Below are 22,168 nucleotides of genomic sequence, written 5' to 3'. Positions count from 1 at the left end.
CAATCGGGGGCGGTGATCAACGCACGAAACACGACCCAGCATGTGCCGACGGCGATCGTCGATCTCGACGCCATCGCGCACAACATCTCCGTGCTGCGCGAACGCGCCGGTGCGGCCGCGGTGATGGCCGTCGTCAAGGCCGACGGCTACGGCCACGGCGCCACCGCTGTCGGACGGGCCGCGCTGGCGGCGGGTGCCTCTGCACTGGGAGTCGCGACCGTCGAGGAGGCACTGGCCCTGCGCAGCGACGGGATCACGGCGCCGGTGCTGGCCTGGCTGCACCCGCCCGGCATGGACTTCGCACCGGCTCTGACCGCCGATGTCGAGATCGCGGTCTCGTCGGTGCGTCAGGTGCAGGAGGTGCTGTCGGCGGTTCAGCGGACCGGCCGTACCGCCACCGTGACGGTCAAGGCCGATACGGGGTTGAGCCGCAACGGTGTCGCGCCGGCTGATTTCCCGGCTGTCGTCACCGCGCTGCGCGACGCCGTATCCGACGACGCCGTGCGTGTCCACGGGCTGATGTCCCACCTCGCCCACGGCGACACCCCCGACCATCCGTTCAACAGCGTGCAGGCGCAGCGGCTCACCGAGATGGCGTCGGCGGCGCGCGCGGCAGGGGTGCCTTTCGACGTGGTGCACCTGAGCAACTCCCCGGCGGCGCTGACGCGTCCTGATCTGGCGTTCGACATGGTCCGGCCCGGCATCGCGGTCTACGGGCAGTCGCCGATCCCGGAGCGTGGCGACATGGGGCTGCGGCCGGCGATGACGTTGACGTGCCCGGTGGCCATGGTGCGCGCGATCCGGGCCGGCGACGGTGTCTCGTACGGGCACACCTGGGTCGCCGAGAAGGACACCACGGTCGCGTTGATCCCCGCCGGGTACGCCGACGGCGTGTTCCGGCCGCTGAGCAACCGGCTGTCGGTGCAGATCAACGGACGCCGCTATCCCAACGTCGGACGCATCTGCATGGACCAGTTCCTGGTCGACCTCGGGCCGGGTCCGGTCGAGGTCACCGAGGGCGACGAGGCGATCCTGTTCGGCCCGGGCACGCGGGGCGAGCCGACGGCGCAGGACTGGGCGGACTTGCTGGGCACCATCAACTACGAGGTCGTCACCAGCCCACGCGGGCGCATCACCCGGGCGTACCGCGGGGGCGGGCGATGAGCCCGCGGGCCGGCTGGCTGGCGGGGGCGGCCGGGATCGCTGCCGTCGGCTCGGCGGCCGGTATCACCGCGGCGCACTCGCTGCGGCGCCGCGTGACCGAGGACGATCCGCACCGCGACGAGGATTTCGAACTGCTCGACGCCGACCGCAGCACGGTCGTCACCACCCCGGACGGGGTACCGCTGGCGGTGCGTGAGGTCGGCCCGCAGGACGCGCCGCTCACGGTGGTGTTCGCCCACGGCTTCTCTCTTCGCATGGGCTCCTTCCACTTTCAGCGAGCCCGGCTGAGCGAGCAGTGGGGCGCGCAGGTCCGCATGGTGTTCTACGACCAGCGCGGCCACGGACAGTCCGGCGAGGCGTCGCCCGACACCTACACGGTGGAACAGCTGGGCCAAGACCTCGAGAGCGTGCTGGCGGTCATGGCGCCGCGTGGGCCGGTGGTGCTCGTCGGGCACTCGATGGGCGGCATGACGGTCCTGTCCCACGCTCGCCAGTACCCACAGCGCTATCCCACCCGCATCGTCGGTGCCGCGATCATCGCGTCGGCGGCCGAAGGGGTGTCCCGGTCGCCCCTCGGTGAGATCCTGAAAAACCCTGCGCTGGAAGCAGTTCAATTCACCGCCCGCTATGCACCCAAGACGGTCCACCGGTTCCGCGGCGCCGCGCGGTCGGTGATCGGACCCATCCTGCGGGCGGCGTCGTTCGGCGACGAAAAGATCAGCCCGAGCGTGGTGGCGTTCTCCGAGCGCATGATGCACGACACTCCGATCACCACGCTGGTCGACTTCCTGCACGCGCTCGAGGTGCACGACGAGACGGCGGGCCTGGTCACGCTGCGCAAGGTGCCCACGCTGATCGCCTGCGGCGACCGTGATCTGCTGACGCCTGCCGAGTATTCGCGCGAGATGGCGGCGGCGCTGCCGAAGTCGGAGTTGGTGATCGTCGGCGGCGCAGGACATCTGGTGCAGTTGGAGCAGCCCGAGATCATCGACGACGCGTTGGTGCGGCTGGTCGAGCGATCGACGCCGTCGAAGTTGGTGGCGATGACCCGGCGAGTGCGGGAGAGGGTGCGCAACAATGGCTGACTCGGGCGTGCAGCAACTCGCCAGCGCCGAGGACACCCTCGCGTTCGGGGCCGAGCTGGGGCGCGAACTGCGCGCCGGTGACCTGGTCGTGCTGTCCGGCCCGCTGGGTGCGGGAAAGACGGTGCTGGCCAAGGGAATCGCGCAGGGTATGGACGTGGAGGGGCCGGTGCTGTCGCCGACGTTCGTCCTGGCCCGCGTGCACCGGTCGCGACAGTCCGGAGGGCCGGCGATGGTGCACGTCGATCTGTACCGCCTTCTGGACGAGAGTTCGGTCGATCTGCTCGCCGAACTCGACTCCCTGGATCTCGACACCGATCTCGATGATGCGGTCGTCGTCGTCGAGTGGGGCGAGGGGGTCGCCGAGCGACTGTCGGAGCGACACCTCGACATTCGTCTCGAGCGGACCGCGAACAGTGATGTGCGTACGGCCATGTGGCAGTGGAGCAGACCATGAGCAGGCTGGTGCTGGCCCTCGACACCGCCACTGCGGCCGTGACGGCCGGAGTGGTGCGGTTCGGCTCGGGAATCGAGATGCTCGCCGAACGCGTGACGGTCGATCCGCGCGCGCATGCGGAAACGTTGACGCCCAACATCGTCGGGGCGCTGGCGGACGCCGGTGTGGACGTGGGCGAACTGGACGCTGTGGTGGTCGGGTGCGGGCCGGGGCCGTTCACCGGGTTGCGGGTGGGCATGGCCACCGCGGCGGCGTTCGGTCATGCTCTCGGGATTCCCGTGTACGGGGTGTGCAGCCTGGACGCGATCGCGGCGGGGACGACCGGTGAGGTGCTCGTGGTCACCGATGCGCGGCGGCGGGAGGTGTACTGGGCGCGGTACTGCGACGGGGTTCGCGTGGACGGGCCGGCGGTCAACGCTGCGACCGACGTGCCCGCCGGCGCGGCGGCGGTGGCCGGATCGCCCGAGCATACGGCGCTGTTCGATCTGCCTCGGCTGGCGCCGGTGTCGCCGTCGGTGACGGGTCTGGTTGCCGCGGTGGCAGATTGGGATGCCGAGCCGGAGCCGTTGGTGCCGCTGTATCTGCGCAGACCCGACGCGAAGCCGTCGGCGGTGAAGCGATGAACGTGGACTACTCGTCTCTGGTGGCCGCGGACGCCGCGCGGTGCGCCGAGCTCGAGGCGCAGCTGTTCGACGGGGACGATCCATGGCCCGAACGTGCCTTTCTCGCCGAGATCGCGGCCAAGCACAACCAGTACGTGGCGGCGCGGGCCGACGACAAGCTGGTGGGGTATGCCGGTATCGCGCGGCTGGGCCGCAGCAAGCCGTTCGAGTACGAGGTGCACACGATCGCCGTCGACCCGGCGTATCAGGGCCACGGCATCGGCAGACAGATGTTGCGCCGGCTGCTCGACTACGCCGACGGCGGTGCGATCTTCCTGGAGGTGCGCACCGACAACGAGGCGGCGATCGCGCTGTACGAGAGCGAGGGGTTCACCCGAATCGGCCTGCGCAAGCGCTACTACCGCGTCAGTGGCGCGGACGCCTACTCGATGAAGCGGGAGCCGCGATGATCATCTTGGCGATCGAGAGTTCGTGCGACGAGACCGGTGTCGGTATCGCGGAACTGAGCGACGACGGCGCGGTGACGCTGTTGGCTGACGAGGTCGCCTCCAGCGTCGACGAACACGCCCGATTCGGCGGGGTGGTGCCCGAGATCGCATCTCGAGCGCACCTGGAGGCGCTGGGCCCGACGATGCGGCGCGCCCTGCAGGTGGCCGGCATCGATCGGCCGGACGTGGTGGCGGCGACGATCGGGCCGGGCCTGGCGGGTGCGCTGCTGGTGGGCGTGGCGGCGGCGAAGGCGTACGCGGCGGCATGGCAGGTGCCGTTCTATGCGGTCAATCACCTCGGCGGTCACCTCGCAGCCGATGTCTACGACCACGGCCCGCTGCCGGAGAGCATCGGGCTGCTGGTGTCCGGCGGACACACCAACCTGCTGCATGTGCGATCCCTCGGTGAGCCGATCGTGGAGTTGGGTTCGACGGTGGACGACGCGGCGGGGGAGGCCTACGACAAGGTGGCGCGGCTGCTGGGCCTCGGGTATCCGGGTGGCAGGGTCCTCGACGAGCTCGCGCGCGAGGGGGATCCTGCCGCGATCACCTTCCCCCGAGGGATGACGGGGCCCCGGGATGACCGCTACGCGTTCAGCTTCTCGGGTCTCAAGACCGCGGTCGCGCGGTATGTGGAGAGTCACCCGGAAGCCTCGCAGGCCGATATCGCGGCGGGCTTCCAGGAGGCGGTCGCCGATGTGTTGACGGCGAAGGCGGTGCGCGCAGCCGATGAGCTGGGGGTGTCGGCGCTGCTGATCGCCGGCGGAGTGGCGGCGAACTCGCGTCTGCGCGAGCTGGCCGAGGAGCGTTGTGCGGCGGCTGGTCTGACGTTGCGGGTGCCGCGTCCGCGGTTGTGCACGGACAACGGGGCGATGATCGCGTCGTTCGCGGCGCACCTGATCGCGGCCGGAGCGGAGCCGTCACCACTCGATGTCGCCAGCGATCCCGGACTGCCGGTGGTGCAGGGGCAGGTCGCGTGAGTGATCGTTCGGCTATCACCGAATTGCTCTACCGCTATGCCGAATTGATCGATGCGGGCGATTTCGACGGCGTCGGCCAGCTGTTGGGCAGGGGTAACTTCATGGGTGTCGCGGGCAGCGAGGCGATCGCGGCCCTGTTCGCCGCAACGACCCGTCGTTTTCCCGATCACGGCAACACCCCGCGCACCCGTCATCTCGTCCTCAATCCGATCGTCGATGTCAGCGGCGACACTGCGGCCGCGCGGTCCACATTCTGCGTCGTGCAGCAGACGAATACCGTTGCGCTGCAGCCGATCGTCGTGGGCCGGTACGCCGACACCTTCGCTCGCGACGACCACGGCTGGTTCTTCACGGAACGCACCGTCGACGTCGAGATGATCGGCGACGTGTCCGACCACCTGCTCATGAGTCCTGACCAGCTGCGCTAGAACGGCGGCGGGTCATCGCCGGAGCATCCGGTGGGCGGCGCGTCGTAGGTGTCCGAGTTGTTTTGTGGCGGTGCTATTTCGGCGCGTTCGCGGTGGTTGAGTTCGCGTTCTCTGTGGATGTAGGCAAGGTGGTTCTGGGTGCGGCTGCGGCCGCGGGTGGGCATCATGAGGTGGCGGCCCGGTGTGGGTCGCTGCGTGGTGGTGGTGGTGGTCGGTGGTGGTCCGGTGCGGGTGTTCCAGGAGGGGAACAGCAGCCCTGACAGCGGCGCGGTGGTGTAGGCGTGGCCGGTCGGGCTGATCAGATGCAGGCGCCCGTCGGGGGTTTGGCTTTCGGTCCAGCCCTCCCAAAAGGTTTTCAGTAAATGATGCTGGCGGCAATAGCATTTGGTGTTCGCCGGATGGGTCGCGCCGGCCGGGTAGGGCACGGTGTGGTCGATGTCGGCGTGGGTGGCGGGGCGGTCGCAGCCGGGGAAGCGGCATGTCAGATCCCGGGAGCGGACGAACCGGTCCAGGGCGGCTGAGGGTCGGTAGCCGTCGGTGGCCAGGCCCTCGGTGGCGCCGACGAAACGGACTGTCGCGCCGTGGGCGATGAGTTCGGCCAGCAGCGGTGCCGGCACGATGCCCCCGCCGGGGCCCACGATCAGCGCCGCGCGCCGCGGCTGTCCGGTGGCGGGTGGCGTCGACGCCTGCTCCTGCTTCTGCTCGACGCGCTCGGGCTCGTCGGTCTCGACGGGTGTGGTGTTTCGTGGCGTGTAGTTCGGTGGGGGTGTTTCGCCGTGCAGCTGCGGATCGGGTTGCGCGTCGAGGGTGGCGTGGTCGGCGATCACGGTGACCGTGATGCTGGAGGCGCGCCCGTCATCCACCCGGGCGGCGGTGCAGTCGGGGCGCCCGCAGCGGCACGTTAGTGCGGTGGCGCCGACGGCGATCGCACCGATCGAGTCGGCGCGTTTCTGATTCAGCGTGCGGGGATCGTGTTCGCACACTGAGGCGATCATCATCGCCAGCCGCGCCGCCAGCAGCGCCGCATCCGAGGCGGCCAACTGCCCGTACACGCTGGTGACGCCATCAGCATCGCTGCGGTCGCCGATGGTGAACGACCGATCCCGCGACCGGTCACGCACCCGGCGCACCGCATCCGGGTCGTAGGTCTCGATCCACACGTCGATCGCGGCCTCGAGCTTTTTCTGCGACAACACTCCCCACCCCGCCACAGCGTCGACGAAATGCCCGTCGAGCAGCCGCAAAGTAGCGGGATCGAGGACCAGCGCGGTGCGGGACACGATCGTCCTCACCATGTCCAGCGTCACCTGCCCGTCGGCCAACAAGGCCCCCACGCGGGGGAGGCGGTCACGCAGCGCCACCGCCAGGTCCATCAGCGTCGACGCCCGCCCCGGACCGATCCCCAACGCACACCCGATCTCGGCGGCGGTGGCGTCCCAGTCCGCGCACACCCAGCGCTCCCGCTCCGGGCAGCGGCGCCGCCGCCACAGCTCCGCGATCGCGGCCAGCTTGATCGCCTCGGTGCGCGCAGCCGCGGCCGCGGAGCTGGTCATCACCTCGACCAGATCCGCGTCTGCCACCCGCGCTACATCGAACACATGTACGAAACTACCGATTGCCGGCGCAGACGGGAGCGCAAAAATCCCAGCCTGTGGATAACTCGGAGCCTGGGGATGAATCCGGCGTCGTTCGCCCGGGGCGTATACGTGAACCCCAACCTTGAGCACCTAGCACTCTCATGTATAGAGTGCTAGGTGGCAGTCGGTTCAAACCCTGTGTCGGCACCCGCGACGACGGCGCGAGGGCGGTCACCGACCGCCGTGTACGCACACCTACATCAAGAGTGAAGGGGCTCCAATCGTGGCAGTCAACATCAAGCCACTCGAGGACAAGATCCTCGTTCAGGCCAACGAGGCCGAGACCACGACCGCTTCCGGTCTGGTCATCCCCGACACCGCCAAGGAAAAGCCGCAGGAAGGCACCGTCGTCGCAGTTGGCCCCGGCCGCTGGGATGAGGATGGCGAGAAGCGGATTCCTCTGGACGTGTCTGAGGGCGACGTGGTCATCTACAGCAAGTACGGCGGCACCGAGATCAAGTACGGCGGCGAGGAGTACCTGATCCTCTCGGCCCGCGACGTGCTGGCTGTCGTCTCCAAGTAAGCGAATCGTGTTCCGCCCCGGACATACCCGCACACGCGAGGTGATGTCCGGGGCGGTGCGCGTCATACCCGCCTTGAGGGAAAGAAACTTATGAGCAAGCAAATTGAGTTCAACGAAACCGCGCGCCGCGCCATGGAGGCGGGCGTCGATAAGCTCGCCGACGCGGTGAAGGTGACGCTGGGCCCGCGCGGCCGCCACGTCGTGCTCGCCAAAGCTTTCGGTGGCCCCACGGTCACCAACGACGGCGTGACCATCGCCCGTGACATCGACCTCGAGGATCCGTTCGAGAATCTCGGTGCCCAGCTCGTCAAGTCGGTCGCCACCAAGACCAACGACGTCGCCGGCGACGGCACCACCACCGCGACCGTGCTGGCCCAGGCCATGGTGAAGGCCGGTCTGCGCAACGTGGCGGCGGGCGCCAACCCGATCGCCCTCGGCTCGGGCATCAGCAAGGCTGCAGACGCTGCGTCTGAGGCGCTGCTGGCTGCGGCCACCCCGGTCGCCGACAAGACGGCCATCGCACAGGTGGCCACCGTGTCCTCGCGCGACGAGCTGGTCGGCGAGCTGGTCGGCGAGGCCATGACCAAGGTGGGTACCGACGGCGTCGTCACCGTCGAGGAGTCCTCGACGCTGAACACCGAGCTCGAGGTCACCGAGGGCGTCGGCTTCGACAAGGGCTTCATCTCGGCCTACTTCGTCACCGACTTCGACTCGCAGGAAGCGGTTCTCGAAGACGCGCTGGTGCTGCTGCACCGCGAGAAGGTCAGCTCGCTTCCCGATCTGCTTCCGCTGCTGGAGAAGGTCGCCGAGGCCGGTAAGCCACTGCTGATCGTCGCCGAAGACGTTGAGGGCGAAGCGCTCTCGACGTTGGTCGTGAACGCGATCCGCAAGACGCTGAAGGCCGTCGCCGTCAAGGCGCCGTTCTTCGGTGATCGTCGCAAAGCCTTCCTCGACGACCTCGCGGTCGTCACCGGCGGCCAGGTCGTCAACCCCGACGTGGGCCTCGTGCTGCGCGACGTCGGCCTCGAGGTGCTCGGTACCGCGCGGCGTGTCGTCGTCAGCAAGGACAGCACGGTGATCGTCGACGGCGGCGGCACCCAGGACGCGATCGAGGGCCGTAAGGCGCAATTGCGTTCGGAGATCGAGGCTTCCGATTCCGACTGGGATCGGGAGAAGCTCGAGGAGCGGCTGGCCAAGCTGGCCGGCGGCGTCGCGGTCATCAAGGTCGGCGCGGCCACCGAGACCGATCTGAAGAAGCGCAAGGAAGCCGTCGAGGACGCCGTGGCCGCAGCCAAGGCTGCTGTCGAAGAGGGCATCGTCGTCGGTGGCGGGGCCGCGTTGGTGCAGGCTCGCAGCGCCGTGGAGAAGCTGCGTGGAGAGCTCCAGGGTGACGAGGCGCTGGGCGTCGGTGTGTTCGCCGCCGCGCTGTCCGCACCTCTGTACTGGATCGCCACCAACGCCGGGCTCGACGGCGCGGTCGTCGTCAGCAAAGTTGCGGAACTGCCTGCAGGGCAGGGCTTCAACGCCGCGACGTTGGAGTACGGCGACTTGATCGCCCAGGGCGTCGTCGATCCCGTCAAGGTGACCCGCTCCGCGGTCGTCAATGCCGCATCGGTGGCGCGCATGGTGCTGACCACCGAGACCGCGGTGGTCGACAAGCCGGCCGAGCCGGAAGCCGACGGTCATGGCCACAGCCATGGACACGGCCATCACCACCACTGAGTAGTGCAACGAGACACCCCCGGTCCGAATGGGCCGGGGGTGTTTTCGTACGAGGGTGAACGCCTGGGTCTTAGTCTCGGTCATGGACCGCATCTGGCAGTGGGCCTGGGACCGATTCGGAGCGAGACACCGCTGGGCGGGACTGGCCGTGGTCGTGCCGGCAGGCCTGCCGCTCTATCTGTTCTGGTCGCTTTTGCTCGTTGCTCTGGAAGGTTCTCGTCACTACGTGGAGGCAGCCGCCGTCACACTCGCTGTCCTCGTGGGAGTCAATGTTTTCGCAGGTCTCGCCGGTGGCAAGCGCTACCGCCCTGTCGAGCAGTGGGCCGAGGGTCACGATGTCGATCGGGCGACAGCGTTGGAGGCCACCTACAGCTTCGCCCGGAGTGCGGCCTCAAGGGCGGTGTGGCTGGGCGCGGTCGCGTTCGCCACGATGTCGGTGCTCGTCGGTGGGATCGCCGGAGCTAATGGACCGCGACTAGCGCAGTACGGGGTGCTGGGCGCCGCCATCGGAACGATTACCTATCTCATCAGTGTGCACAGCATGTTGGAGGCAACCGCTCGGCCGGCACGGCTCGCCATCGCCGGTGGCACGAGCATCGGGGACCACCTGCCCCGCGCTCGCCCGACGATCGCCGCATGGTCGAGCGTGACGGTCCTGGGAACTGCGTTCAACTTCTCTGTGGAAGGCGCGATGTCGGCGGCCGCGATCGTCGGGGTCAGCCCGCAGCCACTTCTGTTCCTTGCCATCGGCGCTGCGATGACAATCGGGTTCGGAATTCCGCTGGCTGTCGGCGTCGGCTTCTCCCCGTCGATGCGGCCGATCCGGGATCTCACGCAGGGAACCGCGCGGGTCGCAGCCGGTGACTACGGCGTGCGCGTACCGGTGGTCCAGGACGACGATCTCGGAGTGCTGGCGGCGTCGTTCAATCGCATGCAGGCGGGATTGGCTGAGCGGCAACGACTTCAGGCGGCCTTCGGTGCCTACGTCGACCCCGCTCTTGCCGCTCGGCTGCTCGAGCAGGGCGACGACGTGTTCACCGGCGAGCGGCGCGAAGTGACGGTGATGTTCGTCGACATTCGCGATTTCACCCCGTTCGCCGAGTCGAACACGGCCGAGGACACCGTCGCGCGGCTCAACGACGTGTTCTCGATCGTGGTGCCTGCTGTCGTGGACGCCGGTGGGCACGTCAACAAGTTCCTCGGTGACGGCGCGCTCGCGGTGTTCGGCGCGCCAACCGATCTCGCGGACCACGCCGACGCAGCAGTGAGCACCGCTGTGCGCATTCACCGCCTCGTCGCCGAGCGATTCGGCGGGGAGCTTCGCATCGGCATCGGCATCAACACCGGCTCGGTGATCGCCGGCACCATTGGTGCCGGGCCTCATCTCGAGTTCACGTTGATCGGAGACACGACGAACGTGGCTGCGCGCGTCGAGCAACTCACCAAGACCACGCGGGACGCCATCCTTCTCACTCGAGCGACGGTCGATGCGCTGGCTCTTCTTCCGCCTGGGCTGGTCGACCGCGGATCGCACGCGTTGAAGGGCAAGTCGGCACCCACCGCGGTCTTCGGCCTCGACCCCACCCGTGTCACGGGATAGCCAGTGAAACCAGATCTTCTCGCACCTCACCGTGGGCGAACGCGCTCCACTGCGCGCGAACCCGGACCGCCAACTCCTCGTCGACGCCGTCGACGCCCAACATCGGTGCGTCTGACCATGTTCCGCGAGTCCCCAGCAGCAGAGGGATCTCGATGCAGTGGCATGCCCCGAGCGGGCCGGGCGTCCAGTCGACGCGGTAGGTGTGTGCGCGCCCACCGGCCGCGCGCCACGACGAGGCAAGGGCCAGCGCGGGGCCGCCGAACACCTGTCGCGTGAGTGCGCGCGCAGCCACGCGCGACGCTGCAGCCCCGACGGCGCCCAGCCGGCGCAGGTGAGCGCCCCGCTTGTCGAGCATCACGAACGGCAGTGCGTCGTCCCTGGTGTAGCCGACCAGGATCTCGACCCGGGAGGCTGCCGCCAACGTCGTCGAGGTCCCCATCGGCGTCTGGCCCACCGTCGGTGCCAACGCCATCTTGCCGATCACTCCGAACGGCGCCGCAGCGGTCAGTGCAGCCACCTGTGCCTGCAGCAGCAACTCGATGTCCGCATCGCCCGGCGCCACGTTCGACAGCCGTGCCAACGCCGCCTCGCGCATCGCCACAACCATGGCCGTTCGGTCCATGCCCTGGATGCCGATCGGCGCGCTCTGCAGAATGGCCCGGGAGAACAAGGCTTCCGTCTCCGGACACATCATCAGCGCCAGCGCCGAATAGCCACCCGCGGACTGGCCGAACACCGTGACACGCCCCGGGTCACCGCCGAACGCGGCGATGTTGTCCTGCACCCACCGCAGCGCGGCGATCTGGTCGAGCAGCCCCAGGTTGTCGCAGCCCGCGTCGGCGAGGTTGAGGAAACCAAGAATCCCGAGCCGGTAGCTGACCCGCACGACGATCACGCGGCCCTCGCGCACGAGGGCGTCGGGGTCGTACTTGGCGGCCTCACCGCTCCCCGACACGTAGGCGCCGCCGTGGAACCACACCATCACCGGCAGGCCGGTGGCGTCCGCGGGCGCGGTCACGCTCAAGACCTGGCACCGCTCGCTCATCTCGAGTTCGTCGATCACGGGTCCCGTGACGAACGCCAGCCGCGACGGCAGTTGCGGGCAGGCCGGGCCGCGCGCCGTCGCGTCGACGACATCGGCGGAGGCGGTGACGGGAACCGGCGGTGCGAATCGTTCGGCGCTCGCGTAGGGCACCCCGCGCGCCTGGATGAGCCCGTCGACCTCGTCGACCTGCAGTCGGCCGCTCGTCGAGGGGATCAGACGCGTGGCCACGCGTCCACCCTAGGTCGATGTGCCCACACTCACCCTGGCAGACCCTGGTCAACGCGCCTGCCATGAGTAAAATAGGTTTTGCTCATGACCGGATTGGCTGAGCGAATCCAACCAACCAGGAGGGCACAGCCGTGGGCGCGCAGCCGAGCCAGCGCGGGCTTCTGAGTCGCATCGTGCGGGAGACCGACCCGCCGACCGGTGCCATGCCGCGGCTCCCGGCGTCACGGGCCGAGATCGACGAGGCGTACTACGAGCGCGTGGGCGAGGTGCTCGACCTCGCCGGTAACATCGGCGCCATCCTGATGGCGTCCGGAACGCCCGCCACCGCGACGATGGACCAGGTCACGGCGATCACCTCGGCCTACGGTGTCGAACGCTGCGAGGTCGACGTCATCAACACCACGATCCACATCGCCGCCTACCGCGGCCCGTCGTCGCCGGTCAGCACCCTGCACATCGTGCAGTCGCGATCCATCGACTTCAGCCGGCTGGCCGCCGTCGACCGGTTGATCACCAAGATCCGCGCCGGTGAGATCTCACCGACCGACGCTCGCGCCGAACTCGACCAGATCATCGTCGCCCCGCACCCGTACCGCCGATGGATCGCCACTCTGGCGTGGGGTGCGCTGGCCTTCGCGACCGCCGGCACGCTCGGCGCGGGCTGGCTCGGCTGCGTGGTCAGTGCCCTGAGCACCATGACCATCGACCGGGTGAACCGGCGCCTCAACCGGCACGGCCTACCGTTCTTCTTCCAGTACGCCGTCGGCGGAATGATCGCCGCCGCGCCGCCGATCATCCTGTACTGGCTCAGCCCCCGACTGGGTCTGCACTTCGAGCCGAGCATCGCCATCGCCGCCGGCCTGGTCGTGCTGCTCGCAGGGCTGTCGCTGGTGGGGTCGGTCGGCGACGTGATCAGCGGTGCGCCGGTCACCGCCGCCGGGCGCTTCTTCGAGCTGGTGATGATGACGGGAGCGACGATCGCCGGCGTGGCCCTGGTGCTGCACCTGGCCAACCGCTTCGGCGCACCGTTCGTCGCCATCGACGCGCACTCGCCGCCTGCCATCGCCGAATTCCCGGCCCGCGTCGCATTCGGCGCCGCGAGCGCCGCGGCCTACGCGCTGGCCTGCTACGCCGAACGCTCGGCGGCCATCGCGGCCGCTTTCGGCGGCGCGGCGGGCACCATCGCGTTCCTGCTCGCCCAAGGCGCCGGCCTGGGGGCTGTGGTGGCGTCGTTCGTGGCGGCCGTGCCGATCGGGCTGGTCGGCCGGTTGATGGAACGTCGCAACCTGGCGCCGCCGATGGTCGTCTCGATCGCCGGCATCGTGCCGCTCCTGCCGGGTCTGGCGTTGCTGCACGGCATCTACGCCATCCTCAACGACCAGAGCGCCGTGGGCTTCGCGTCGGTGCTGGGCGCATTCGCCATCGGAACCGCGCTCGCAGCAGGCGTGACGCTGGGCGAGTGGAGCTCGTGGAAGGTCCGCCGGCGACGGCTGCAGGCACGGCGCACGAACCGCAGTCTGAAGCTGCCGGGACGCTCGCCGCTGAGCTCCGCGGACTAAGTGGCCTCGAGGCGGGCCCGCACGGCGGCCATCCGCTGCGCCAGGTCCGCCTCCGAGATCACCCCGCGCTCCAGCAGCGAGTGCGCCAGTGCGACGAGCTGGTTCTCGGGGTACGGCAGATCGGCGTAGGTGGTCGCGACGAGGACGTCCTCGTCGTCGCGGCGCTCCTTGACCGTCGGCACCCCTGCCTCGCAATCGGCACGGTCCAGCGCGTCGCACAAACCGTCCAGGCTCGTCTTCCACGGCGGAACCGGGTTCTCGACCCCGTACTTCGCCGCCATGCGGGGCCACACCTGATCGCGGTTGATCATGTCCCTCAGTGCAGATTCGTTCACGGTCACTCCGCGATGGGATGCAGTGCGGGCCGGGTGTCGGTGACGACGTTGGTGGTCACGCCGGGCTTGGGCAGGGCCACACCGATCAGGCAGTCCCGGGTGACGATCTCTGCGAGCTGATCCTCCGTCCAGCCATCGGTGCCGGCCGGCCGCATCGGCATCACCATGAACCGGTGCTTCTGGTTGGAGTCCTGCACGCGGACCTCGACGTCGTCGGGCAGATACAGCCCGAACTCGGCGAGGACCTGTCGAGGCCAACGCACCAGCCGGCGGCGATAGTTGGGGGTGCGATACCACTCCGGCGAGTTGCCCAGGATCGGCCGGGGGTAGCACGAACACAACGCGCACACGATGACGTGGTGCACCCCGGGGGAGTCCGCCAGGATCTCGAAAGCGGTGAAATCACTGGGTGTTCCGAAGCCCGTGGGTTCCATCCAGTCGACGCCGACCTCTTCGCTGGCCGCCATCGGCTCGGTCAGCGCGAGGTGTGCGAAATCCGGGTCCAGCCACGCCCGGGCCACCAGCCGGGCAGCGGGGGTCGGACCGATCTGCTCGGCGAACTCGGTGAACCGGCGGTGGTCCTCTGCGGTGAAGATGCCTTTCTCGATGCACAGTTCGCGCAGCGCGATCTCGAGCACCTCGAAATCGGTGATCTCGTCGACCATCGGCTTCACGGTGCGGTCGTGATCGTGCGGGTGATCATGTGTCACGGTCGATTCCCTTCTCGGACAGAGCGATTCAGCGCGGCGCGAGCCACCGCTCGGGAAGTTCGGTGCGCAGCGTGTCGGAGTCGGTGCCGGTGTAGCCGTCCCAGAGTTCGCTCTGGACGAATTCGACGACGTAGAACCATTCGGGGCGGGCGTCGGGGCGGTCCCAGGTCTCGTCCTCGGCCGCGGGGCTCTCATACGCCACGGTGGCGATGCGCCCGGGTGCGCCGCGCACGTACTCGGGGGTGCGGGTGTAGAAGATCACCGGCAGGTCGCGCACGACGACGGGATCGCCGACGGAGAAGCGCGGCGGACCGGCCTGTCCGGCGTAGACCTGCGGATCGCCCTTGCCGACGGCATGCCGGTGGTGCGCGTTGCGGGTGACGTCGGCGCCGTCGCCGTGAGATTTCGGCTGGGCCTCTGGCGCCCGGCCGGCCAGGCCACCCGCGTAGCGCTGCGCCACCTCGGCCATTCGCTCGCTGAGTTCACCCAGGCTGACGTGATGTTTCTCGACGAGCACCCGGGCCACCGCGAGCAGCCAGCGACCGTAGTACGGCAACCCCAGATACTCGGCGCGGCCCACGTCGACATTTCCGATGCGGCGACGTTCCTCTGACAGCCAGATGCCGCGAGCGGCGAGCACCTCGCACATGACGTAGGTGAGCTCTTCCCACTGTTCGTACTGCTTGTTCTCGTACTTCATGGGAGCGTCTGGCTCACCGCCGACATCGTGAACAGGCTTGAGATAAGCCTTGATTCGCGCTGAATCCAGCAGATCGGGCGGGGGAGCGTCGGGCAACTCGGGGTAGGCGGACCTCAACCGCGCGACCAGTTCTAGTTGTGCGGCGCGCTCTGCGGCGGTACTCATCCCTCAAAACCCCCGGGGTGGCAACGTTGCCTGGTGGTCCGAGCCTAACTTCGGCTCACCCAGCCCCGGGTGGTTTCGGGTCGATCAGGCGGAGCGGCGAATGCCTCGCTTGAGCAGGAGTTCGCGCTCGGACTCGCTCAAGCCGCCCCAGATGCCGTAGGGCTCGCCCACAGCAAGCGCGTGCGACCGGCACTGAGTGATCACGGGGCAACTACGGCACATCTCTTTGGCGCGCATCTCGCGCTGGGCGCGGGCGCGGCCACGCTCGCCGTCGGGATGGAAGAACATCGCGGAATCGACACCCCGGCAAAGACCTTGCATCTGCCAGTCCCAGATGTCGGCGTTCGGACCGGGAAGCTGCTGCGGCTGTGGCACTGCGAAACCCCTCTCTGCACATCCCATTTGTGAAATCCCGTGGATGCGTCAGTCGTGGAAAAGATCCGAGCACAGTCGCCGATGACCACTCGTGCACACAACGTAGAAGGGCTTCGGATTTTCCGTCAATAGCCTCCCCTGTGCGAAAGTGCATACGCCGCAGGCGAGATTTAACATCGCGTTCATCGGTGCGACTTCGTCGCAACGAAGGAGGTGATAAACGTTCGCTCGTCACCGCCCATTTCGGTGTCATTTCTCCCGGTCAGTTAATGTCCCGCTCCGAGAATGGAACTCGACACCCGTCGACCAGTTTTCCTGTTCGTAACACGGCGAGCATGAACTGTTAACTGACGGTCGTAACAGATTCGCCGGAGTTGATAGCGTCTGCTCTCGACATGGTCGAGGCGGCGTTCGGCAGCAATCCTGGTGCGTGGCCGCTCGCCGCCGCGAGCACCCCTGAGGGGCTGTGGCTGCGGGCCGTCGCCGCCGGCGGCCAGGGACGCTATGCCGCGGCCGAGGCGGAGCTGGACCGGCTGCTGCGCGTCGTGGACCGCGGGCCGCTCGCTTCGCTGGCGCTCAGCACACGGGCCTCCTTTCTGCGTCAGCTCGGCTGGCACGACCGCGCCCGCTCGTTCGACGGTGCGGCGTGGGCGCTCACGGGCGGAACCGGTGCGGCCGCTGCCGACGCATTGATCGGATTAGCCGCCGACGCGCTGGGTGTCGGTCGGTTCGCGGCGTCCGAGCGAGCGCTGGCGCGGGCCGCCGGTCTCGTCTCCGCGTCGGAGTCAACGCGGCTACCGATCCGGCTCGCGTGGGTGTCGGCCGAGCTGGCGATGGCCCGCGGTGACGGCTCCGCCCTCGAACACGCCGAGCGGGGTGTCGAGCTGGCCGCGCACACGCCGTCGGTGCGGCACCGGGTCAAATCGCTGCTCGTGCGCGCCGCGGCGCGGTGCGCAGCCGGAGACCTCGACGCTGCCCGCACAGACGGTGATCGCGTGCTGACACAGACCGGCGAGCACGGCCTGATTCCGCTGCGGTGGGCGGCCGCCTCACTGCTGGCGGGCATCGGGAGCACACAGTGCTCGGCGGCGGAGATCACGGACATCCGCGACAGTTGCGCCGAAACCGTGATCAGACGAGGCGGCGTGTGGCGCTCGCGCTAACGGGGTTGCACCGCAAGTGGTCGTTATTGTTTAGCTGAGCCACACAACTGACACCTCCGATCCGGTGTCCCCGACGTAACGCTGGAGAGCCTGCTCACGATGACAATTTCGGGAGAACGTCTCGATGCTGTCGTGGCAGAAGCCATCGCCGGCAACCGGGATGCACTCCGGGAGGTGCTGGAGACCATCCGCCCCCTCGTCGTCCGCTACTGCCGGGCGCGCGTGGGAACAGCGGAACGCAGCGGTCTGTCAGCTGATGACGTTGCTCAGGAGGTGTGCTTGGCTGCCATCACGGCGCTGCCGCGGTACAAGGATCAGGGACGACCGTTTCTGGCCTTCGTGTACGGCATCGCAGCGCACAAGGTTGCCGACGCACATCGGGCCGCCGGACGTAACAAGGCGGACCCGATGGAGGTGGTGCCGGAACGGTTCTCCGGTGAGGCCGGTCCCGAGCAGATGGCGATCGACTCCGAGTCGTCGGCCAGGATGAACGCCCTCCTGCAGATCCTTCCCGAGAAGCAGCGCGAGATCCTGATCCTTCGGGTGGTCGTCGGCATGAGCGCCGAGGAGACCGCCGAAGCGGTGGGCAGCACGGCCGGTGCGGTCCGAGTGGCCCAGCATCGCGCGCTGTCCCGATTGAAGACGGAGATCATGGCGACGGGACGAGGCCATGCCTGATTTCGGACGCTGGAACAACGGCGGCGGTGATCCGTCGCTGAACGAGATCAACCGCACCGATCAGTTCCTCGACGCGCTGGCCGGGCAGCAACCCGTGTACGCCACCGATCGCGGTGAAGCGGATCTGGCCCGGTTGCTGGCGGGCTGGCGCGACGATGTGCGCGAAACACCGATGAACGATGTCCTCAGCCTGCAGGACGCCGCCGCGGCGCTCGATCGCGTGGCATCTCCCGGGCGACGGCGCCGGGTGTCGCTGGCCGTGGTCGGTTCGGCGGCGGCTGCGGTGCTCTGCCTGGGTGGATTCGGTGCTGTGATCGCCGGCTCCGGCCCGGGCGATGCCCTCTACGGGCTGCGCACCGTGCTGTTCGGCGAGCAGGCGCAGACGCGCGACGACGCGGTGGCGCTCGCCGCGCAGACCGAGATGCAGCAGGTGCAGAAGCTGATCGAGCAGGGGGACTGGCAGGGGGCGCAAGCCAAGCTGCAGGCGGTGACGACGACCGTCGCGACGGTCGGTGACGATCAGCGCAAGGCCGAGCTGGTGTCCCAGTGGCAGGAGCTGACCGTCAAGGTCGAGGCGCAAGACCCCGCCGCGACAGTGCCTCCGGGGGCGCCGCTACCCACGTTCCCGGTGGTGAGTGTCGACCCGAATGCCGTCCTCCCGACCTCGCCGTCGGACACGACCTCGGTGACCTCCCCGGCGGACACCACGTCGGTCACCTCACCGTCGCTGACGACCTCGGTCACGTCTTCTCCGGTACCGGCCGAGACCACGACGTCGGGTGAGGCCCCGACGTCGAGTGCAGCGACACCGCCTGCAACGACGACGCCCGCATCGACGACGGCTGCACCGCCGTCGTCATCGCTGGAGGCGACCCCGTCGAGCACGCCCGCGCCGACCACTCGCACGACCACGGAGGCGCCTTCGACCTCGACCTCAGCCGCCGTGGCACCGACCACGACGACGTCGGTGGTGGTTCAGCAGTCGACGACCACCGCGGCACCTCGGGTCACCACTGCAGTGCCGACATCGGTGCCGACATCCGTGGTGACGTCAGTGGCACCGCCGGTCGTCGCCGTTCCGAGCGCTCCGGCGGTGGTGGAGCCCGCAGCCCCGACCACTACGACGATCCTGCCGGTCGTGCCGGTGCTACCTGTCGTGCCGGGGGCGCCCCGCTGACGGGCGGGCGATTGCGCTCTCAGCGATACCCGTCGGACTCCGAGGCCGCCTCGTTCAGCGACGCATCGGCGTAACCGCGGCAGTAATCCCAGGTGACGTAGGAGTCCGGCTCGGGGTCGTAGGCCGGTTCATGCGGCCGGACGGTGCCGTCGACCAGCAGCTGCAACAGGTTGGCGCGCAGCATGTCCCAGTCGTGGTAATGATCCTGCTGGCATTCGTCGCAGCAGACGACCAGGCCGCGAATTCCCTTGTGCGCCAACAGCGCTTCGTAGACAGCCAGGTCGGCCAGGTCGGCTTCCACGGCGGTGCGTTCCTGCGGATCCAGCGGCTGCCCCGGCTCGAGCGCATCAAGCGCAGCCGACGGATCGCTCGGGTCGTCGGCGAACGGGTCAGGCGGCAATCCTGGCGGCAGGTGGTCTCGCACGCCACAAGAGTACGCAGCCCCGCGGGTATCGCGCCAGCACTCACGCGGCACGTCATGGCGGACACAAATGCCGAGCTTGATGCCGATAAGATGGGCTTTCAGGTCGCGTTCGTCTCTCGTGCGCAGGGCCTGTCCCGTGTCTGGTTACTGGAGGCTCCCATGTCGATCGCCGAGAGCAGCATTCCCCTGGCCATGCCGGTGCCCACCGGCGGCGATGATCCGACCAAGGTCGCCATGCTGGGACTCACGTTCGATGACGTCCTTCTGCTACCCGCGGCCTCCGATGTGATCCCCGCCACTGCCGACACCTCCAGCCAGCTGACCCGCAAGATCCGGCTGAAGGTGCCGCTGGTCAGCTCCGCCATGGACACCGTCACGGAGTCGCGGATGGCTATCGCGATGGCGCGCGCCGGCGGCATGGGCGTGCTGCACCGCAACCTCCCGGTGGCCGAGCAGGCCTCCGCGGTGGAAACCGTCAAGCGGTCCGAGGCCGGCATGGTGACCGACCCCGTCACCTGCTCGCCGGACAACACGCTGGCCGAGGTCGATGCGATGTGCGCGCGGTTCCGCATCTCGGGTCTACCGGTGGTCGACAACGCCGGGCAGCTGGTCGGCATCATCACCAACCGCGACATGCGGTTCGAGGTCGACCAGTCCAAGGCCGTCCGCGAAGTGATGACCAAGGCGCCGTTGATCACCGCGCAGGAAGGTGTGTCGGCCGAGGCGGCGCTGGGGCTGTTGCGCCGCAACAAGATCGAGAAGCTGCCCATCGTCGACGGGAACGGCAAGCTGACCGGGCTGATCACGGTCAAGGACTTCGTCAAGACCGAGCAGTTCCCGCTGGCCACCAAGGACAGCGACGGTCGGCTGCTCGTCGGCGCGGCCGTCGGTGTCGGCGAGGACGCGTGGGCGCGCGCGATGACGCTGGCAGATGCCGGAGTGGACGTGCTGATCGTCGACACCGCGCACGCCCACAACCGCGGGGTGCTCGACATGGTGCACCGGCTCAAGGTCACCATCGGCGACCGTGTGGAGATCGTCGGCGGCAACGTGGCCACCCGTGCCGCTGCGGCCGCGCTCGTCGAGGCAGGCGCCGACGCGGTGAAGGTCGGTGTGGGGCCGGGCTCGATCTGCACCACGCGTGTGGTCGCCGGCGTCGGCGCCCCGCAGATCACGGCGATCCTCGAAGCGGTCGCCGCGTGCGCCCCGCACGGTGTGCCGGTGATCGCCGACGGCGGACTGCAGTACTCCGGCGACATCGCCAAGGCGCTGGCCGCGGGCGCGTCGACGGCGATGCTGGGCTCGCTGCTGGCCGGCACCGCCGAATCTCCCGGCGATCTGATCTTCGTCAACGGCAAGCAGTTCAAGAGCTACCGCGGCATGGGCTCCCTGGGGGCGATGCAGGGGCGCGGCGCGGGCGGCAACCTGCGCGGCTCTTTTTCAAAGGACCGCTACTTCCAAGACGATGTGCTCTCGGAAGACAAGCTGGTGCCCGAGGGTATCGAGGGCCGGGTGCCGTTCCGTGGACCGTTGTCTCAGGTCATCCATCAGCTCGTCGGCGGTCTGCGTGCAGCCATGGGCTACACCGGCTCGGCCACCATCGAGCAGTTGCAGCAGGCGCAGTTCGTGCAGATCACCGCTGCGGGGCTCAAGGAAAGCCATCCCCACGACATCACGATGACGGTGGAAGCCCCCAACTACACCACCCGCTAGGGTCGTCGCGGGATCTACAGGGGAGTGGACAACATGCGAGACATGGTCGAGATCGGTATGGGCCGAACCGCGCGCCGTACCTACGAGCTCGGCGACATCAACATCGTGCCGTCACGGCGCACCCGGTCGTCCAAGGACGTCTCGACCGCCTGGCAGCTCGATGCCTACCGGTTCGAGATCCCGGTGCTCGCCCATCCGACCGATGCGCTGGTGTCTCCGGAGTTCGCCATCGAGCTCGGCCGCCTCGGCGGTCTGGGCATCCTCAACGGTGAGGGCCTACTCGGCCGCCACGCCGATGTCGAGGCGCGCATCGCCGAGGTCGTCGACATCGCTGCGAAGGAGCCCGACCCGTCGGCGTCGGTTCGGCTGCTGCAGCAATTGCATTCGGCGCCAATCGATCTCGATCTGCTCGGCGCCGCGGTGGCACGCATCCGGGAGGCCGGCGTCACCACTGCCGTGCGTGTCTCGCCGCAGAATGCCCAGGCGCTGACGCCGACGCTGGTGGCTGCCGGCATCGATCTGCTCGTCATCCAGGGCACGATCATCTCCGCTGAGCGCGTCGCGTCCGACGGCGAGCCGCTGAACCTCAAGACGTTCATCTCCGAGCTCGACGTGCCGGTGGTCGCCGGCGGCGTGCTCGACCACCGCACCGCGCTGCATCTGATGCGGACCGGGGCGGCCGGCGTGATCGTCGGCTACGGCTCGACGATGGGGGTGACGACGTCGGACGAGGTGCTCGGCATCAGCGTGCCGATGGCGACCGCGATCGCCGACGCCGCGGCCGCACGCCGGGAGTACCTCGACGAGACCGGCGGCCGGTACGTGCACGTCCTCGCCGACGGCGACATCCACACCTCGGGCGAACTGGCCAAGGCCATCGCCTGCGGCGCCGACGCCGTGGTGCTCGGCACGCCGCTGGCAGCGGCCGCGGAGGCACTGGGCGGCGGCTGGTTCTGGCCGGCTGCAGCCGCCCACCCGTCCCTGCCGCGCGGCGCACTGCTGCAGGTGGCGGCCGAGGAGCGCCCGTCGCTGGAGCAGGTGTTGAACGGTCCGTCGGACGATCCGTTCGGCGCGCTGAACCTGGTCGGCGGTCTGCGGCGGTCCATGGCCAAGGCGGGGTACTGCGATCTCAAGGAATTCCAGAAGGTCGGCCTGACGGTCGGCGTGTGACCGAGACTGTCACTTTACAAAT

The 22,168-nt window shown here is 68.7% G+C and carries 23 protein-coding genes; 16 read left to right on the top strand and 7 right to left on the bottom strand.

The genetic code is table 11. The annotated features are described in order from the left end of the window. Positions 1 to 12: 12 nt before the first annotated feature. Genes alr through DMB80_RS02330 form a run of 7 tightly spaced genes read left to right on the top strand, consistent with a single transcriptional unit; the run spans position 13 to position 5,222 of the window. Positions 13 to 1,164: an alanine racemase gene (gene alr / locus DMB80_RS02360; RefSeq protein ID WP_111508404.1), complete on the top strand. Its 1,152-nt coding sequence runs from the start codon at positions 13 to 15 to the stop codon at positions 1,162 to 1,164. Beyond that, positions 1,161 to 2,249, top strand: a complete 1,089-nt coding sequence (locus DMB80_RS02355; protein WP_111508403.1) for an alpha/beta fold hydrolase — start codon at positions 1,161 to 1,163, stop codon at positions 2,247 to 2,249. Before alr ends, DMB80_RS02355 begins: the two co-directional genes overlap by 4 nt. Continuing rightward, a complete protein-coding gene (gene tsaE, locus DMB80_RS02350; protein WP_111508402.1) occupies positions 2,242 to 2,703 on the top strand; it encodes a tRNA (adenosine(37)-N6)-threonylcarbamoyltransferase complex ATPase subunit type 1 TsaE in 462 nt (153 codons plus the stop codon). The genes DMB80_RS02355 and tsaE overlap by 8 nt, the downstream gene beginning before the upstream one ends. Next, positions 2,700 to 3,326, top strand: a complete 627-nt coding sequence (gene tsaB / locus DMB80_RS02345) for a tRNA (adenosine(37)-N6)-threonylcarbamoyltransferase complex dimerization subunit type 1 TsaB (protein WP_111508530.1) — start codon at positions 2,700 to 2,702, stop codon at positions 3,324 to 3,326. Before tsaE ends, tsaB begins: the two co-directional genes overlap by 4 nt. Next, positions 3,323 to 3,775 carry a ribosomal protein S18-alanine N-acetyltransferase gene (gene rimI, locus DMB80_RS02340; protein ID WP_111508401.1) on the top strand — a complete coding sequence of 151 codons (453 nt, stop codon included), beginning with the start codon at positions 3,323 to 3,325 and terminating at the stop codon, positions 3,773 to 3,775. Before tsaB ends, rimI begins: the two co-directional genes overlap by 4 nt. Continuing rightward, a complete protein-coding gene (gene tsaD / locus DMB80_RS02335; RefSeq protein ID WP_111508400.1) occupies positions 3,772 to 4,794 on the top strand; it encodes a tRNA (adenosine(37)-N6)-threonylcarbamoyltransferase complex transferase subunit TsaD in 1,023 nt (340 codons plus the stop codon). Before rimI ends, tsaD begins: the two co-directional genes overlap by 4 nt. Then, on the top strand, positions 4,791 to 5,222 hold the full coding sequence (locus DMB80_RS02330) for a nuclear transport factor 2 family protein (RefSeq protein WP_111508399.1): 432 nt from the start codon (positions 4,791 to 4,793) through the stop codon (positions 5,220 to 5,222). The genes tsaD and DMB80_RS02330 overlap by 4 nt, the downstream gene beginning before the upstream one ends. On the opposite strand, the gene DMB80_RS02325 is transcribed toward DMB80_RS02330, so the two are convergent. Beyond that, positions 5,219 to 6,820 carry an HNH endonuclease signature motif containing protein gene (locus DMB80_RS02325; protein ID WP_162938390.1) on the bottom strand — a complete coding sequence of 534 codons (1,602 nt, stop codon included), beginning with the start codon at positions 6,818 to 6,820 and terminating at the stop codon, positions 5,219 to 5,221. The two genes, DMB80_RS02330 and DMB80_RS02325, sit on opposite strands and share 4 nt — an antisense overlap. A gap of 259 nt (positions 6,821 to 7,079) precedes the next feature. Here DMB80_RS02325 and groES point away from each other — a divergent pair, with 259 nt between their 5' ends. The 3 genes from groES (at position 7,080) to DMB80_RS02310 (ending at position 10,704) form a co-directional block, all read left to right on the top strand. Then, entirely contained in the window at positions 7,080 to 7,382 is a 303-nt protein-coding gene (gene groES, locus DMB80_RS02320) for a co-chaperone GroES (protein WP_046365188.1), read from the top strand. 90 nt (positions 7,383 to 7,472) lie between these two features. Then, positions 7,473 to 9,104, top strand: coding sequence for a chaperonin GroEL (gene groL / locus DMB80_RS02315; RefSeq protein ID WP_111508397.1), 1,632 nt, complete (start codon positions 7,473 to 7,475; stop codon positions 9,102 to 9,104). 82 nt (positions 9,105 to 9,186) lie between these two features. Then, entirely contained in the window at positions 9,187 to 10,704 is a 1,518-nt protein-coding gene (locus tag DMB80_RS02310; RefSeq protein ID WP_111508396.1) for an adenylate/guanylate cyclase domain-containing protein, read from the top strand. Here the strand turns inward: DMB80_RS02310 and DMB80_RS02305 are convergent. Further along, complete coding sequence (locus DMB80_RS02305) at positions 10,694 to 11,977, bottom strand: carboxylesterase family protein (RefSeq protein WP_162938389.1); 1,284 nt, start codon at positions 11,975 to 11,977, stop codon at positions 10,694 to 10,696. The two genes, DMB80_RS02310 and DMB80_RS02305, sit on opposite strands and share 11 nt — an antisense overlap. Before the next feature lie 131 nt (positions 11,978 to 12,108). On the opposite strand from DMB80_RS02305, the gene DMB80_RS02300 reads away from it, so the two are divergent. Next, positions 12,109 to 13,536, top strand: coding sequence for a threonine/serine exporter family protein (locus tag DMB80_RS02300; protein ID WP_240430969.1), 1,428 nt, complete (start codon positions 12,109 to 12,111; stop codon positions 13,534 to 13,536). Here DMB80_RS02300 and DMB80_RS02295 read toward each other — a convergent pair. The 4 genes from DMB80_RS02295 to DMB80_RS02280 all read right to left on the bottom strand — a co-directional run bounded on the left by DMB80_RS02295 (position 13,533) and on the right by DMB80_RS02280 (position 15,821). Then, complete coding sequence (locus DMB80_RS02295; RefSeq protein WP_111508527.1) at positions 13,533 to 13,847, bottom strand: SH3-like domain-containing protein; 315 nt, start codon at positions 13,845 to 13,847, stop codon at positions 13,533 to 13,535. The two genes, DMB80_RS02300 and DMB80_RS02295, sit on opposite strands and share 4 nt — an antisense overlap. Before the next feature lie 26 nt (positions 13,848 to 13,873). Beyond that, entirely contained in the window at positions 13,874 to 14,536 is a 663-nt protein-coding gene (scnC, locus tag DMB80_RS02290) for a thiocyanate hydrolase subunit gamma (RefSeq protein WP_111508526.1), read from the bottom strand. A 73-nt stretch (positions 14,537 to 14,609) separates the two neighbouring features. Beyond that, the gene (locus tag DMB80_RS02285) at positions 14,610 to 15,446 is read right to left on the bottom strand and encodes an SH3-like domain-containing protein (protein ID WP_111508395.1); all 837 of its coding nucleotides are present in this window, start codon (positions 15,444 to 15,446) and stop codon (positions 14,610 to 14,612) included. Between the two features lie 84 nt (positions 15,447 to 15,530). After that, complete coding sequence (locus tag DMB80_RS02280) at positions 15,531 to 15,821, bottom strand: WhiB family transcriptional regulator (protein ID WP_046365189.1); 291 nt, start codon at positions 15,819 to 15,821, stop codon at positions 15,531 to 15,533. A 395-nt stretch (positions 15,822 to 16,216) separates the two neighbouring features. Here DMB80_RS02280 and DMB80_RS02275 point away from each other — a divergent pair, with 395 nt between their 5' ends. From DMB80_RS02275 to DMB80_RS02265, 3 genes are all read left to right on the top strand, one after another. Next, positions 16,217 to 16,984 (top strand): hypothetical protein, encoded by a 768-nt coding sequence (locus DMB80_RS02275; RefSeq protein WP_111508394.1) that lies wholly within the window; start codon positions 16,217 to 16,219, stop codon positions 16,982 to 16,984. Between the two features lie 99 nt (positions 16,985 to 17,083). Then, a complete protein-coding gene (locus tag DMB80_RS02270; RefSeq protein ID WP_111508393.1) occupies positions 17,084 to 17,662 on the top strand; it encodes a sigma-70 family RNA polymerase sigma factor in 579 nt (192 codons plus the stop codon). Further along, positions 17,655 to 18,839 (top strand): anti-sigma-D factor RsdA, encoded by a 1,185-nt coding sequence (locus DMB80_RS02265; RefSeq protein ID WP_111508392.1) that lies wholly within the window; start codon positions 17,655 to 17,657, stop codon positions 18,837 to 18,839. Before DMB80_RS02270 ends, DMB80_RS02265 begins: the two co-directional genes overlap by 8 nt. A gap of 19 nt (positions 18,840 to 18,858) precedes the next feature. On the opposite strand, the gene DMB80_RS02260 is transcribed toward DMB80_RS02265, so the two are convergent. Further along, on the bottom strand, positions 18,859 to 19,263 hold the full coding sequence (locus tag DMB80_RS02260; RefSeq protein ID WP_043406106.1) for a DUF5319 domain-containing protein: 405 nt from the start codon (positions 19,261 to 19,263) through the stop codon (positions 18,859 to 18,861). A 159-nt stretch (positions 19,264 to 19,422) separates the two neighbouring features. On the opposite strand from DMB80_RS02260, the gene guaB reads away from it, so the two are divergent. Beyond that, positions 19,423 to 20,976, top strand: a complete 1,554-nt coding sequence (guaB, locus tag DMB80_RS02255; protein WP_048425031.1) for an IMP dehydrogenase — start codon at positions 19,423 to 19,425, stop codon at positions 20,974 to 20,976. Positions 20,977 to 21,018: 42 nt separating this feature from the next. Then, entirely contained in the window at positions 21,019 to 22,146 is a 1,128-nt protein-coding gene (locus DMB80_RS02250) for a GuaB3 family IMP dehydrogenase-related protein (RefSeq protein ID WP_205538487.1), read from the top strand. Positions 22,147 to 22,168: the final 22 nt, after the last annotated feature.

The organism is Mycobacterium kyogaense (assembly GCF_003254575.1).
Lineage (GTDB): Bacteria > Actinomycetota > Actinomycetes > Mycobacteriales > Mycobacteriaceae > Mycobacterium > Mycobacterium kyogaense.
This window is presented reverse-complemented; position numbering and strand designations above follow the sequence as displayed.

Excerpts from the sequence above, each read along its gene's own strand:
- rimI (WP_111508401.1), top strand. The coding sequence starts at position 3,323 with ATGAACGTGGACTACTCGTCTCTGGTGGCCGCGGACGCCGCGCGGTGC.
- DMB80_RS02275 (WP_111508394.1), top strand. The coding sequence starts at position 16,217 with ATGGTCGAGGCGGCGTTCGGCAGCAATCCTGGTGCGTGGCCGCTCGCC.
- DMB80_RS02310 (WP_111508396.1), top strand. The coding sequence starts at position 9,187 with ATGGACCGCATCTGGCAGTGGGCCTGGGACCGATTCGGAGCGAGACAC.
- DMB80_RS02295 (WP_111508527.1), bottom strand. The coding sequence starts at position 13,847 with ATGATCAACCGCGATCAGGTGTGGCCCCGCATGGCGGCGAAGTACGGG.
- tsaE (WP_111508402.1), top strand. The coding sequence starts at position 2,242 with ATGGCTGACTCGGGCGTGCAGCAACTCGCCAGCGCCGAGGACACCCTC.
- DMB80_RS02250 (WP_205538487.1), top strand. The coding sequence starts at position 21,019 with ATGGTCGAGATCGGTATGGGCCGAACCGCGCGCCGTACCTACGAGCTC.
- scnC (WP_111508526.1), bottom strand. The coding sequence starts at position 14,536 with ATGGTCGACGAGATCACCGATTTCGAGGTGCTCGAGATCGCGCTGCGC.
- tsaD (WP_111508400.1), top strand. The coding sequence starts at position 3,772 with ATGATCATCTTGGCGATCGAGAGTTCGTGCGACGAGACCGGTGTCGGT.
- DMB80_RS02285 (WP_111508395.1), bottom strand. The coding sequence starts at position 15,446 with ATGAGTACCGCCGCAGAGCGCGCCGCACAACTAGAACTGGTCGCGCGG.
- DMB80_RS02355 (WP_111508403.1), top strand. The coding sequence starts at position 1,161 with ATGAGCCCGCGGGCCGGCTGGCTGGCGGGGGCGGCCGGGATCGCTGCC.
- DMB80_RS02265 (WP_111508392.1), top strand. The coding sequence starts at position 17,655 with ATGCCTGATTTCGGACGCTGGAACAACGGCGGCGGTGATCCGTCGCTG.
- DMB80_RS02270 (WP_111508393.1), top strand. The coding sequence starts at position 17,084 with ATGACAATTTCGGGAGAACGTCTCGATGCTGTCGTGGCAGAAGCCATC.
- tsaB (WP_111508530.1), top strand. The coding sequence starts at position 2,700 with ATGAGCAGGCTGGTGCTGGCCCTCGACACCGCCACTGCGGCCGTGACG.
- groL (WP_111508397.1), top strand. The coding sequence starts at position 7,473 with ATGAGCAAGCAAATTGAGTTCAACGAAACCGCGCGCCGCGCCATGGAG.
- guaB (WP_048425031.1), top strand. The coding sequence starts at position 19,423 with ATGTCGATCGCCGAGAGCAGCATTCCCCTGGCCATGCCGGTGCCCACC.